We start from the raw sequence: 13,214 nt of genomic DNA, 5'->3' as shown, positions 1-13,214 counted from the left end.
TGCCTGGAGATCCATCATGTTATTGATTACCTGCCCTTGGTGCGGGCCGCGCGCCGAGAGTGAATTCCATTGCGGCGGCGAAGCCGACATCGCGCGTCCGCTGGACACCGAAAACATCAGCGACGAAGCCTGGGGCGACTATCTGTTCATGCGCAAGAATCCGCGCGGCGTGCACCGCGAGCAGTGGCTGCACAGCCATGGCTGCCGGCGCTGGTTCATGGCCGAGCGCGACACCGTCACTTACGAGTTCCTCGGTTACAGCAAGTTCGGCGAAAAGACTGAAGCAGGGAGCGCAACATGAGCAACCGCCAAACGCATCGACTGCAGGGCGGCGGCCGCATAGACCGCGGCGCGCCGCTCAGCTTTACCTTCAACGGCAAGAGTTACCAGGGTTTCCAGGGCGATACGCTGGCCTCGGCGCTGCTGGCGAACGGCGTGCATTTTGTGGCGCGCAGCTGGAAATACCATCGTCCGCGCGGCATCGTCACCGCCGGCGTGGAAGAACCGAATGCGCTGGTGCAGCTGGAAACCGGCGCTTACACGGTGCCCAACGCCCGCGCCACCGAAATCGAGCTGTACCAGGGCTTGAGCGCGGCCAGCGTCAACGCCAGCCCCAGCATCGAGAACGACCGGATGGCGGTGAACCAGCTGTTTGCCCGCTTCATCCCTGCCGGTTTCTATTACAAGACATTCAAGTGGCCGCGCAGCTGGTGGGGCAAGTACGAAGAAGTAATACGGGAAGCGGCCGGCTTCGGCAAGGCGCCGACCGAACTCGATCCCGACCGCTACGAAAAGACCTACGCGCATTGCGATGTGCTGGTTGCAGGCGCCGGTCCGGCCGGCCTGGCGGCGGCCTGGGTGGCTGCCAGCTCCGGCGCGCGGGTGGTGCTGGTCGACGACCAGTCGGAACTGGGCGGCAGCCTGTTGTCCGGGCCGGCGGTGATCGACGGCTTGCCAGCCGCCGAGTGGGTGGCAAGGATCAGCGCCGACCTGAGGCGTTTGCCGGAAGTGACGATCTTGTCGCGCAGCACGGTATTCGGCTACCAGGACCATAACCTGCTGACCGTGACCCAGCGCCTGAGCGAGCATTTGCCGCTGGCGGCGCGCGGCCTGGTGCGCGAGCGCCTGTGGAAGGTACGCGCCAAGCACGTGATACTGGCTACCGGCGCCCATGAGCGGCCGATCGTGTTCGGCAACAACGACCTGCCCGGCATCATGCTGGCGTCGGCGGTGTCGACCTATATCCACCGCTACGGCGTGCTGCCGGGGCGCAAGGCGGTGATCTTCACCAATAATGACGATGCTTACCAGGCTGCGCTGGACCTGAAGGCCAATGGCGCTGAAGTGACCGTGGTCGACCCGCGCCCGGCCGGCAACAGCAGCTTGCCGGCTGCCGCCAGGCGGCATGGCGTCAACATCATCAACGGCGCCGTGGTAGTGACCGCCAGCGGCCGCCGCCATGTCAAGATGGTGGAGGTGGCGCGTCACCGGGAAGGCGTGCCGGGACAGTTCATCACCTCGGTTTCCTGCGACCTGCTGGGCGTGTCGGGCGGCTGGAATCCGGTGATCCACCTGTTTGCCCAGTCCGGCGGCAAGGCCCACTGGAGCAACGAAAAGGCCTGTTTTGTGCCGGGCTCGGCGATGCAAAAGGAAACCAGCGCGGGCGCCGCCAACGGCGATTTCAGCCTGGGCGGCGCCTTGCGCGACGGCGCTTTGGCGGCCCGGCAAGCGATCCTTGCAGCCGGGCTGAAGCCGGTAGCGCTGCCCAGCTGGAAAGTGGCGGAGCTGTCCGAAGCCGCCATCATGCCTTTGTGGCTGGTGGGCGACCGCAAGCAGGTGGGGCGCGGTCCCAAGCAGTTCGTCGATTACCAGAACGACGTTTCGGCGGCGGACATCTACCTGGCGGCGCGCGAGGGTTACCACTCGGTGGAGCACGTCAAGCGGTATACCGCGCTTGGCTTCGGCACCGATCAGGGCAAGCTCGGCAATATCAACGGCATGGCGATCCTGGCTGAAGTGCTGGGCAAGACCATCCCGGAAACCGGCACCACCACCTTCCGCCCGAACTACACGCCGGTGACCTTCGGCACCGTGGCCGGGCGCGAGCTGGGCGAGTTCCTGACGCCGATCCGCAAGACCTGCATCCATCCTTGGCACCAGGAGCAGGGCGCCTTGTTTGAAGATGTAGGCAACTGGAAACGGCCTTGGTATTACCCGCGCGGCAAGGAAGACCTGCACGCCGCGGTGGCGCGCGAATGCCTGGCGGCGCGCAACAGCGTCGGCATCCTGGATGCCTCGACCCTGGGCAAGATCGATGTGCAGGGGCCGGATGCGGTGACCTTGCTGAACTGGATCTACACCAATCCGTGGAACAAGCTGGAAGTCGGCAAATGCCGCTACGGCCTGATGCTGGATGAAAACGGCATGGTGTTCGACGACGGCGTCACGGTGCGCCTGGGCGAACAGCATTTCCTGATGAGCACCACCACCGGCGGCGCGGCGCGCGTGCTGGACTGGATGGAGCGCTGGCTGCAGACCGAATGGCCGCACCTGAAGGTCAGCCTGACTTCCGTGACCGACCACTTCGCGACGTTTGCAGTGGTGGGGCCGAATGCCCGGCGCGTGCTGCAGAAAGTGTGCAAGGACATCGATTTCTCGAATGAGAAATTCCCGTTCATGTCGTTCCGCGAAGGCAGCATCAACAGCGTGTTCACCCGCATCATGCGCATCAGCTTTTCCGGCGAACTGTCGTATGAGGTCAACGTGCCGGCCAACATGGGACGCGCCATCTGGGATGCGATCATCGAAGCCGGCCGGGAATTCGACATCACGCCATACGGCACCGAGACCATGCATGTGCTGCGGGCAGAGAAGGGCTACATCATTGTCGGCCAGGATACCGATGGCTCGGTGACGCCATTCGACCTCGGCATGGGCGGCCTGGTCGCCAAGTCCAAGGATTTCCTCGGCAAGCGTTCGCTGATCCGTTCCGACACTGCGCGCAGCGACCGCAAGCAGCTGGTCGGACTGCTGAGCGAGGACAAGGATTTCGTCTTGCCGGAAGGCAGCCAGATCCTGGCGGAGCCGAGCAATGAACCGGTCGCCGCCATGATAGGCCACGTGACGTCCAGCTATTTCAGCCCGATCCTGCAGCGCTCGATTGCATTCGCGCTGATCAAGGGCGGCCTCGGCAAGATGGGGCAGGAAGTCAGCATTCCGCTGGCGAACGGACGCAATCTCGCGGCCAAGATCAGCAGCCTGGTGTTTTACGATGCAGAAGGAGTCCGTCAACATGTTGAATGAAACCCAGCTTTTCCAGGTGCAGCAGGAATCGCCGTTCACCGAACTGACGCAAATGCTGGCGCCGCTTGCGGCGGGCGCCAACGCCGCCGTCAGCATGGAGGAGAAACCCTTCCTTGAATTGATCAACCTCAAGGGCGGAGCGGATTCCACGGTATTGCAGAAAGCTGTCAAAAGCCTCACAGGCGCGGTTTTGCCGTTGCAGCCGAACACGGTAAGCGACAGCGAACAGTTCACCATCTACTGGCTGGCGCCCAACGAATGGCTGATCCAGTCGAAGCAGCCGCGCCTGCCGGCGCTGTGCGCCGACCTGGCCGGCGCGCTGGCGGGAGAGTTTGCTTCCGTGGTGGATGTCAGCAGCGGCAACACCAGCCTGGTGCTCAGCGGGGCGAAGGCGCGCGAGGTATTGCAGAAGGGTTGTCCGCTGGATTTCCATCCGGCTGTGTTCACGCTTGGCCAATGCGCCCAGAGTCATTTCTTCAAGGCCGGCGTCTTGCTGCGGCCGCTGGCCGACGATGCGTATGAACTGGTCATCCGGCGCAGCTTCGCTGACTATTTCGGCCGTATCCTGCTCGACGCTTGCCAGGAGTATCTCCGATGAAGAATGAAAACATCGCTAGCGGCGTCCGCTGGCAGATCTTCGTCGAAGCCTTGTCGACGATCACGCGCATCGGCCTGCATCCGCATGAGCATGAAAAGCCGCAGCCGGTGGAGCTGGATATCGAGCTGTCCTACCGCACCGGCGGCGGCCAGCACGATGACGACGCCGCTTCGGTGATCGACTACGATCATTACTGCGGCGTGGTTACCGCTTTCCTGCAGGCCAAGCCGCATACCCGGCTGCTGGAGACGCTGGCGTCGGAAGTCGCCAGCCTGTCGTTCCGCGAATTTCCGATGCTGGATGAAATCCGGGTTGCGATCCACAAGCCGAAGATCCGTCCCAATACCGCGCGGCTGGGCGTGGCTTCGAGCTGGACGCGCTGGAGTTATGAGACGCTGCTGATACAGCAGCCGCTGGAAAGCAGCGTCGCAGCCTGACATTGGCATGATGGCAGTAATCTTCCGATGGCAAGCCCGCATGCGCGGGCTTTTTTTATGCGGCACTGCGGAATAAATTAGACTGGTATTTTTCGCGGTAACGCTGCAAGTTGCCCGGGATTCGTCTACCATTTGTCATGAGCCGCACAATTCAAACCACGATCCCACCGGATAATTTCCCTTTCCAAAAAGCATCTTCCCCAGCAGAGATATCGGTCGCCGGCAAACCGCGTCGATAGACATTGTGATAATGTCGCTGCCACCGAATTTTCATTAGCGTACCCAGGAGACCATCAATGAGCACCCCTACCACTCTTTCTGCGGCCGAGCAGGCCCTGCGCGACGCTGCGCTCGAGTACCATCGCAGCCCGACGCGCGGCAAGATCGCCGTGGTGCCGACCAAGCCCCTGTCGAACCAGCGCGACCTGTCGCTGGCGTATTCGCCCGGCGTAGCCTATGCCTGCCTGGCGATCCACGAAGATCCGGAGATGGCGGTGGAATACACCTCGCGCGCCAACCTGGTGGGCGTGGTCACCAACGGCACCGCGGTGCTGGGCCTGGGCGACATCGGGCCGCTGGCCGGCAAGCCGGTCATGGAAGGCAAGGGCTGCCTGTTCCACAATTTCGCCGGCATCGACGTGTTCGACATCGAACTGGCCGAGCGCGACCCGGACAAGCTGGTCGAGATCATCGCCGCGCTGGAGCCGACGCTGGGCGGCATCAACCTGGAAGACATCAAGGCGCCGGAATGTTTCTATATCGAGAAGAAGCTGCGCGAACGCATGAAGATCCCGGTCTTCCACGACGACCAGCACGGCACCGCGATCATTTCCTCGGCAGCCTTGCTGAACGGCCTGGAGCTGGTCAACAAGAAGATCGGCGAAGTCAAGCTGGTGGCTTCCGGCGCCGGCGCTGCCGCGATTGCCTGCCTCGACCTGATGGTCGAGCTGGGCGTCAAGCGTGAAAACATTTTCGTCTGCGACTCGCGCGGCGTGATCCATGACAAGCGCGAAGACAAGCTGGATGTGTCCAAGCAGCGCTATCAGCAAACCACTGCCGCCCGCACCCTGGCCGACGCGATTGTCGGCGCCGATGTATTCCTCGGCTGCTCGGCGCCCGGCGTGCTGACCCAGGACATGGTCAAGGCCATGGGTTCACAGCCCATCATCCTGGCATTGGCCAACCCGGAACCGGAAATCCGCCCGGAGCTGGCGCTGGAAGCGCGGCCGGACTGCATCATCGCCACCGGCCGTTCGGACTATCCGAACCAGGTCAACAACGTTTTGTGCTTCCCTTATATTTTCCGCGGCGCGCTCGATTGCGGCGCCACCAGCATCACGGAAGCGATGAAGGTCGCATGCGTACGCGAGATCGCCGACCTGACCAAGGCCGAGATCAGCGAAGAAGTGGCTTCCGCCTATGCCGGCCAGGAGCTGCATTTCGGTCCTGAATACCTGATCCCGAAGCCGTTCGATTCACGCCTGATCCTGCGCATCGCGCCCGCGGTCGCCCGCGCCGCCGAAGAGTCGGGCGTGGCGACGCGTCCGATCAAGGACATGGAGGCTTATCGCCAGTCGCTGATGCGTTTCGTCAGCCATACCGGCATGTTCATGCGTCCGGTGTTCGTCGCGGCGCGCGGCGAACCGCAGCGTATCGTCTACGCCGAGGGCGAGGACGAGCGCGTATTGCGTGCGGTGCAGATCGCGCTCGAAGAAAAGCTGGTGCGGCCGATCCTGATCGGCCGTCCGGCGGTGATCGAAGCGCGCATCAAGCGCGCCGGCTTGCGTTTGCAGGCAGGGCGCGATTTCGAGCTGATCAATCCGGAAGACGATGTGCGTTTCCGCCAGTACTGGGAAACCTACCACGAGATCAAGGCGCGCGACGGCGTTACGCCGGAGATGGCGAAATCGACGCTGCGCCGTTCGAACACCACCATCGCCTCGCTGCTGGTCAAGCTGGGCGACGCCGACGGCATGCTGTGCGGCCTGGTCGGGCGTTTCGACAACCACCTGGAACATGTGAGCGACATCATCGGCCTGCGTGACGGCGCCAAGTGCTTCGCCACCATGAACGGCCTGGTGCTCGACAAGCATACCTTGTTCATCGCCGACACTTTCGTCAACGACGATCCGGACGCCGAGCAGCTGGCCGATATCGCGGCGATGGCGGTGGAAGAGGTGCGGCGTTTCGGCGTGCCGCCCAAGGTGGCGTTCCTGTCGCATTCGATGTTCGGTTCCAGCACGCGGCCGTCGGCCAAGAAAATGCGCGCCGCGCGCGACCTGTTCGTCAAGCGCATGCCGGATGTCGAAGCCGATGGCGAGATGCACGGCGACGCTGCCTTGAGTGCAGAGGTGAGGGCGCAGTTCCTGCCGAAATCCACGCTCAGCGGCGATGCCAACGTGCTGGTGACGCCGAACCTGGACGCCGCCAATATCCTGTTCAATGTGTTGAAGATGACCGGCGGCCAGGGCGTGACGGTGGGGCCGGTATTGCTGGGCGCGGCGGCGCCGGTGCACATCCTTAATCCGTCGGCGACTGTGCGGCGGGTGGTCAACATGACCGCGCTGGTGGTGGCGAACGCGATCTCTGCCAAGCAGGGAGCATAAGCCAGCGGGGGACAGGATGCCTGATCCTGTCCCCCGCTCAATTCAACACAATACAATGCAATGCTGTCAGTCGAACAGCTCTTGCCAGAAACTCTCTTTCTTCTTCGGCCGGCGGTAATCGCCGTACTGCGATCCGTGCTGCTCCTGACGGTATCCGGGCTGATGCCGGACCGGAGCTGCGGGCTGCGCCCTGGCGCTTGCCAGTTCATGCGCCGATTGCTGGACGATCTTGTCCAGTTCGCCGCGGTCCAGCCAGACGCCGCGGCAGCCGGGGCAATAATCGATTTCGATGCCCTGGCGCTCGCTCATGGCGAGCTCCTTGTCTTTACATACGGGGCAATGCATAGTCACTCTCCATAATATTCAAACGTAACCCTGGCAGGCCGTGCAGGCTCTGCCGCGGATTTACTCTTTGTTGACGAATCCCAGCAGCTGCAGCAGGCTGGTGAACAGGTTGAAAATCGAGACGAACAGGCTGACGGTCGCCATCACATAATTGGTCTCGCCGCCGCGCACGATATTGTTGGTTTCAAACAGGATCATGCCCGACATCAGCAGCACGAACACCGCGGATACGGTCAGCGACAAGGCCGGGATGCTGAAGAAGATCGCTGCCAGTGCGGCCACGAAAGCCACCAGCACGCCAACCGTCAGCATGCCGCCCATGAAGGACAGGTCGCGCTTGGTGACCAGCGCACAAGCGGACATTCCCAGGAAAATGATGGCGGTGCCGGCCAGCGCCATCATCACCGTCAAGCCGCCGTTAGGCAGGCTCAGGTAATGGCTGACGATCGGTCCCAGGGTGTAGCCCATGAAGCCGGTCAGGGCGAACACCAGTCCCACGCCGAGCCCTTGGTCACGATACTTTGTGACCAGGAACAGCAAGCCGAAATAGCCGACCAAGGTAATGATGATGCCCGGTGCGGGCAGGCTGAACGCTATCGAGGCGCCGGCGACGATGGCGCTGAAGCCCAGGCACAGCGACAGCAGCAGGTAGGTGTTGCGCAGGACCTTGCGCGCAGCGCCGTCCATCACCGTGGTGGCGGCATGCCTGGCGCTACTGTTTCTAAGAGTGTTGTAGCGGTTGTTCATGGCGGTCTTTCGTAACATTAGATAAGGGCTGGTTCGCTGGTCGGCACCGTGTATCTGGTGTGCCGGATCGATTTGGCGCGCGACAGCAGGCGGTCGATGGCTTGTGCGGCGCGATGCGCGGCCTGGTCGACCATGGCCGCGACATCGTTTCCTTTTTCGGTGATCACCACGGTCGGCAGGCCGGGCAAGGTCAGCTGGATCTGGCAATGCTTGTCGATGCCGCCCTTGGGGCCGTTCTGGTCGCTGATGCGCACTTTCATTGCCTGGATGCTGTATTGCCTCCTGTCGAGCGCCAGGCTCAAGCGATGGATAACGTACTCGCGCAGCCTGCGGCTGAGTTTTACACCTTTGGTAGCGACGATGGCGATAGTCGGTTTCATCAAAGACTCCAGTTCGTTTCAGGAGAAATCATCATAGCGCCGCGACATGAACTTAAAAAGCGAAGATAATCGAAGAATTACTTCGGAAAAACAGAACAATGAAGACATCGGGACTGAATTTCCGCCACCTGCATTATTTCTGGGTGGTGGCCAAGGAGGGCAGCGTCACGCGCGCCGCCGAACGGCTGGGACTGGCGGTGCAAACCGTCAGCGCCCAGCTGTCGCTGCTGGAGCAGGCGATAGGAAAGTCGCTGCTGGCGCCGCAGGGGCGGCGGCTGGTATTGACCGAAGCGGGACGCCTGGCGCTGGGTTACGCCGACCAGATCTTCCTGCTGGGCGAACAGATGCAGGAGGCGCTTGCCGCCGTCGAAGACGAACCTACCTTGCGGCTGGCGGTCGGGATTTCGGATTCGCTGCCGAAACTGATCTCGTCGCGCCTGCTGGAAGCCGCGCTGCGCCTGCCGCAGCGGGTCAAGCTGGTGTGTTTCGAGGACAAGTTCGAGTCGCTGCTGGGCGACCTCACCATGCACAAGCTGGATGTGGTGCTGACTGACCGGCCGGCGCCGTCCGGCGCGGCATTGCGCGTGTTCAGCCATCTGCTCGGCGAAAGCGATATCGCGCTGTTCGGCAGCAAGGAGCTGGCCAAGCGCTACCGCGCAGGATTCCCGGCCAGCCTGAGCGGCGCGCCCTTGCTGCTGCCGACCCGCAACAACGTGATCCGCGGCCGCATCGATCATTGGTTCGAGACGCATGAACTGCGGCCGGATGTGGTCGGCGAATTCGATGACAATGCGCTGCTGAATACGTTCGGCCGCAACGGCCTCGGCCTGTTCCCGGCGCCGTCGGCGCTGGCCGCGGACGTCGAGGAGCAGTTCGGCGCGGTGCTGATCGGCGAGCTGGACCAGGTGCATGAGCAGTTCTATGCGGTATCGAATGAGCGCAAGATCAAGCATCCGGCGGTGGAGGCGATCCTGTCGGCGATACACGGCAGGGTGTTCACCCCGGCCAAGCGCAAATGAGTTAGTCCCCCGACAATGCGCGCCGGTGCTCGCCGGGGCTGCTCCCCGTCCATTTCTTGAAGGCCCGGTGGAAGGCGCTGGAATCGGCAAAACCGAGGCTGATGGCGATATCTTCTATGCTCTTGGCGGAGCCGCTCAGGTAATTGATCGCCAGGTCGCGCCGCAGGTTGTCCTTGATCGCCTGGTAGGATTGCCCCTCCTGGCTGAGCTTGCGGCGCAGGGTCGAAGCCGGCGTGTTGAGCTGTTGCGACAGGCTGTCGAAATCCGACCATTCCGTCAGCGGCAGCTGGCGCAGCCGGCGGCGGATGGTCGCCGCCAGGCTGTCGTGGTTGCTGTATTTCACCAGCAGGTTGCCGGGCGCTTCGCGCAGGAAAGGCTGCAGCGTGCGCTGGTTCTGCACGATCGGCAACGCCAGGCAGGCGGCGTCAAAGGTGATGCTGGTTTGCGGCTGGCTGAAACGCGCCTGGTCGCAAAAGCGGATCTTGTAGTCCAGGCTGGCCAGCGGTTCCTTGCAGCGGAAGTCCGCCGACAGCAGCTGGATGCGGCGTCCGATCAGCCAGCTGCCGATGCCGTGCACGATCATCAGGAAGGCGCCGTAGGCGAACATGCGGCGCGGACGGCCGCTGTCGCTGATGGCGATGCGCGCCAGGCCGTCTTGTTCTGTGAGGGCGGCCGACATGTCGTCCAGCACCAGCCGCAGGAAATCCAGCATGCGTTCCAGGGCCTTGCCGAGATTGGCGCTGTGCAGGGCGCTGCGGCACAGCATGTTGAAGCTGCCGACCCGCATCGGGTGGCTGTCCATGCCGAAGAATTCGTCGTCCATGGCATGCGCGATCAGGTACCACAGCCGGCCGTAGTTGGCGGCGGCGACCCGGGCGTGCGGTTCGTGCAGCCAGCGCGGCGCGATGCCGGCCTGGAGCAGCAGCGATTCGGTATCCATGCCGCGCTGGCGCATGCTGTGCAGCGCTTCATCGACAAAACTGATCGCGATCGTACCCTTTTCCCAGTCTTCCATATGACCACCTCTAAAACCTACTGCGCGGCTCAATCTCGGGGCGGCGATGCTCACCGTACTTTCGTACGGCTGCGCTTCTCACCCCGACCTTGAGCCGCTCGCTACGGTTTTAGAGGTGGCCATAATTTCATTTGCTCGGTATTGCAATTCCGATCAAGCCCGCTGATCGCTTTTAACATGGCCGTCAGCCACCAAATATTCTAGACTTGACTACAGCAATTCTATTTCTGACAACAACAAGAGCCGATTAAGCCTGCCATTTTAGGTTAGAGGAGAACACTCATGCCACCTGCTTTTCCAGGCGATGCTGCAATTGCGCACGCCAGCATTCCTGAATATGCCAGGTTTTATGCGGATTTCAATGTCGACAGCATTGCCGCCGAGCTGTCCGGCAGCTTGCAAACCGGCATCAACGCTTGCGTCGAATGCTGCGACCGCCACGCCACGCCTGGCCGTATCGCGTTGCTTTGGGAAGGCAAGGATGGCCGCAGCGCCAGGTATACCTTCGCCCAGCTCATGGAATTGTCGGGCCGTTTTGCCAATTTCCTGAAAGAGCGGGGCGTCCAGCCCGGCGACCGTGTGGCCGGATTGCTGCCGCGTACGCCGGAACTGCTGGTCGCGATCCTCGGCACCTGGCGCGCCGGCGCGGTGTACCAGCCCCTGTTTACCGCTTTCGGCTCGAAATCGATTGAATACCGGGTGGCCGCCAGCGAAGCCAAGCTGATCGTTACCGACGCCGATAACCGCCACAAGCTGGAGGAAGTGCCGGATTGCCCGCCGATCATGACCGTAGCCGATGAAACGGCGGCCGGCGATTTCAATTTCCGGGCAGAGATGGCGCGCCAGCCGGCCGAGTTTGCGCCGGTGATGCGCAAGGCTGACGACGCTTTCATCATGCTGTTCACCTCCGGCACCACGGGGCCGGCCAAAGGCGTCGCGGTGCCGCTGCGGGCAATGCTGGCGTTCTACGTCTACACGCGCTACGCGCTGGATGTGCGGCCGGAAGACGCTTTCTGGAACATCGCCGATCCCGGCTGGGCCTATGGCTTGTACTACTGCGTGACGGGGCCGATGCTGATGGGGCACGCGATTACCTTCTATGAGGGTTCGTTCACGGTAGAAAGCACCTACCGCCTCATCGACAAATACAAGATTACCAATCTCGCCGGGTCGCCTACCGCGTACCGGCTGCTGATCGCCGGCGGCGCCGAGGCCGCGGCGCCGGTCAAGGGCCGGCTGCGGGTTGTCAGCAGCGCCGGCGAACCGCTGAATCCCGAAGTGATCCGCTGGTTCGGCGAACACCTTGCCTGCCCGATCAACGACCACTACGGCCAGACCGAAACCGGCATGGTGCTGTGCAACCACCATGGCTTGCGGCACGAGGTGCGCATGGGTTCGGCCGGCCTCGCCATGCCCGGGTACCGGCTGGCGGTGCTGGACGATGACGAAAACGAACTGGGAGTGGGCCAGCCAGGCGTGCTGGCGGTGGACCGCCAGCATTCCCCGGTGTACTGGTTCCAGGGTTATTGGCAGCAGGATGCCGCAGATAACGAGGGCCGCTATTACGTCACCGGCGATACGGTCGAGAAAAACCAGGATGGTAGCATCAGCTTTGTCGGGCGTGGCGACGATATCATTACCTCTTCCGGTTACCGCATCGGACCTTTCGATGTCGAAAGCGCATTGCTGGAGCACGCGGCGGTAGTGGAAGCGGCGGTGGTCGGCAAGCCCGATCCCGAGCGTACTGAACTGGTCAAGGCTTTTGTCGTCTTAAGCAAGGACTGCCAGGCCAGCGCGGAACTGGTGGCCGAGCTGCAGCAATACGTCAAGCACCGGCTGGCGGCGCATTCCTATCCGCGCGAAATCGAATTTTTAACTGAACTGCCCAAAACGCCGAGCGGCAAACTGCAGCGCTTCATCTTGCGCAACCAGGAAATCGCCAAGGCTAAAACCTAAAGAAGAAAAGAAGAGAAAACCATGCAAATCGAAAATAATGTATTCCTGATCAGCGGCGGCGGTTCCGGCCTGGGTGCGGCTACCGCCGCCATGCTGGTGCAGGGCGGCGCCAAGGTGGTGATCGCCGACATCAACCAGGAAGCCGGCGCCGCACTGGCGACGCATCTGGGCGCCAACGCCCGTTTCGTGGCGACCGATGTGTGCAGCGAGGCCAGCGCCGCGGAAGCTGTCAACACGGCGCTCACCGTGTTCGGCGGCTTGCACGGCCTGGTCAGCTGCGCAGGCGTGGCGCCGGCCAAGCGCATCGTCGGCAAGGAAGGGCCGCATGCCCTGGAAGATTTTGCGCGGGTGATCCAGATCAACCTGATCGGCACGTTCAACATGATGCGGCTGGCCGCGGATGCGATGAGCAAGGGCGAGCCGAATGCCGACGGCGAGCGCGGCGTGATCATCAATACGGCTTCGGTGGCCGCCTTTGACGGCCAGATCGGCCAGGCTGCCTATGCTTCGTCCAAGGGCGGGGTAGTGGCCTTGACCTTGCCGGCGGCGCGCGAACTGTCGCGCCACGGCATCCGTGTGATGACGATTGCGCCCGGCATCATGGAAACCCCGATGCTGCTCGGGATGCCGGAAGAGGTGCAGGAGGCGCTCGGAAAAATGGTGCCATTCCCGCCGCGGCTGGGCAAGCCGGCCGAATTCTCGGCGCTGGTGAAGACCATCGTCGAGACGGTCTACCTGAACGGCGAAGTGATCCGCCTCGACGGCGGCATCCGGCTGGCGCCGAAATAACGGCGCAGCGCGGTTTGCA

General features: G+C 62.6%; 12 protein-coding genes. 8 read left to right on the top strand and 4 right to left on the bottom strand.

The window, feature by feature from the left end; all coding sequences use genetic code 11:
• Positions 1-16: 16 nt before the first annotated feature.
• The 5 genes from AC07RZ_RS17645 to AC07RZ_RS17625 all read left to right on the top strand — a co-directional run bounded on the left by AC07RZ_RS17645 (position 17) and on the right by AC07RZ_RS17625 (position 6,944).
• Positions 17-301 (top strand): sarcosine oxidase subunit delta, encoded by a 285-nt coding sequence (locus AC07RZ_RS17645; RefSeq protein ID WP_144741201.1) that lies wholly within the window; start codon positions 17-19, stop codon positions 299-301.
• On the top strand, positions 298-3,303 hold the full coding sequence (locus tag AC07RZ_RS17640; protein ID WP_494668914.1) for a sarcosine oxidase subunit alpha family protein: 3,006 nt from the start codon (positions 298-300) through the stop codon (positions 3,301-3,303). The genes AC07RZ_RS17645 and AC07RZ_RS17640 overlap by 4 nt, the downstream gene beginning before the upstream one ends.
• Entirely contained in the window at positions 3,293-3,901 is a 609-nt protein-coding gene (locus tag AC07RZ_RS17635; protein WP_494668913.1) for a sarcosine oxidase subunit gamma, read from the top strand. The genes AC07RZ_RS17640 and AC07RZ_RS17635 overlap by 11 nt, the downstream gene beginning before the upstream one ends.
• Complete coding sequence (locus tag AC07RZ_RS17630; protein WP_092398204.1) at positions 3,898-4,338, top strand: dihydroneopterin aldolase; 441 nt, start codon at positions 3,898-3,900, stop codon at positions 4,336-4,338. Before AC07RZ_RS17635 ends, AC07RZ_RS17630 begins: the two co-directional genes overlap by 4 nt.
• 296 nt (positions 4,339-4,634) lie before the next feature.
• The gene (locus AC07RZ_RS17625) at positions 4,635-6,944 is read left to right on the top strand and encodes an NADP-dependent malic enzyme (protein WP_494668912.1); all 2,310 of its coding nucleotides are present in this window, start codon (positions 4,635-4,637) and stop codon (positions 6,942-6,944) included.
• A gap of 66 nt (positions 6,945-7,010) precedes the next feature.
• On the opposite strand, the gene AC07RZ_RS17620 is transcribed toward AC07RZ_RS17625, so the two are convergent.
• The 3 genes from AC07RZ_RS17620 to AC07RZ_RS17610 are packed head-to-tail and all read right to left on the bottom strand — an operon-like array spanning position 7,011 to position 8,416.
• Positions 7,011-7,289, bottom strand: coding sequence for a TFIIB-type zinc ribbon-containing protein (locus tag AC07RZ_RS17620; RefSeq protein ID WP_494668911.1), 279 nt, complete (start codon positions 7,287-7,289; stop codon positions 7,011-7,013).
• Positions 7,290-7,349: 60 nt separating this feature from the next.
• Positions 7,350-8,036: a Bax inhibitor-1/YccA family protein gene (locus AC07RZ_RS17615; protein ID WP_494668910.1), complete on the bottom strand. Its 687-nt coding sequence runs from the start codon at positions 8,034-8,036 to the stop codon at positions 7,350-7,352.
• Between the two features lie 17 nt (positions 8,037-8,053).
• Positions 8,054-8,416, bottom strand: a complete 363-nt coding sequence (locus tag AC07RZ_RS17610; RefSeq protein ID WP_144741183.1) for an HPF/RaiA family ribosome-associated protein — start codon at positions 8,414-8,416, stop codon at positions 8,054-8,056.
• A gap of 98 nt (positions 8,417-8,514) precedes the next feature.
• Here AC07RZ_RS17610 and nhaR point away from each other — a divergent pair, with 98 nt between their 5' ends.
• The gene (gene nhaR, locus AC07RZ_RS17605) at positions 8,515-9,435 is read left to right on the top strand and encodes a transcriptional activator NhaR (RefSeq protein ID WP_144741180.1); all 921 of its coding nucleotides are present in this window, start codon (positions 8,515-8,517) and stop codon (positions 9,433-9,435) included.
• A 1-nt stretch (position 9,436) separates the two neighbouring features.
• Here nhaR and AC07RZ_RS17600 read toward each other — a convergent pair whose 3' ends face one another.
• Complete coding sequence (locus AC07RZ_RS17600) at positions 9,437-10,450, bottom strand: AraC family transcriptional regulator (protein WP_494668909.1); 1,014 nt, start codon at positions 10,448-10,450, stop codon at positions 9,437-9,439.
• A 282-nt stretch (positions 10,451-10,732) separates the two neighbouring features.
• On the opposite strand from AC07RZ_RS17600, the gene AC07RZ_RS17595 reads away from it, so the two are divergent.
• Both AC07RZ_RS17595 and AC07RZ_RS17590 read left to right on the top strand, forming a co-directional pair.
• On the top strand, positions 10,733-12,406 hold the full coding sequence (locus AC07RZ_RS17595) for an AMP-binding protein (protein WP_494668908.1): 1,674 nt from the start codon (positions 10,733-10,735) through the stop codon (positions 12,404-12,406).
• A 21-nt stretch (positions 12,407-12,427) separates the two neighbouring features.
• On the top strand, positions 12,428-13,195 hold the full coding sequence (locus AC07RZ_RS17590) for an SDR family NAD(P)-dependent oxidoreductase (RefSeq protein WP_144741175.1): 768 nt from the start codon (positions 12,428-12,430) through the stop codon (positions 13,193-13,195).
• Positions 13,196-13,214: the final 19 nt, after the last annotated feature.

Source organism: Collimonas sp. GW821-FHT07E08 (genome assembly GCF_059418905.1).
Note: the sequence above shows the minus strand (reverse complement) of the source record. Positions and strands in the feature narration are given on the sequence as shown.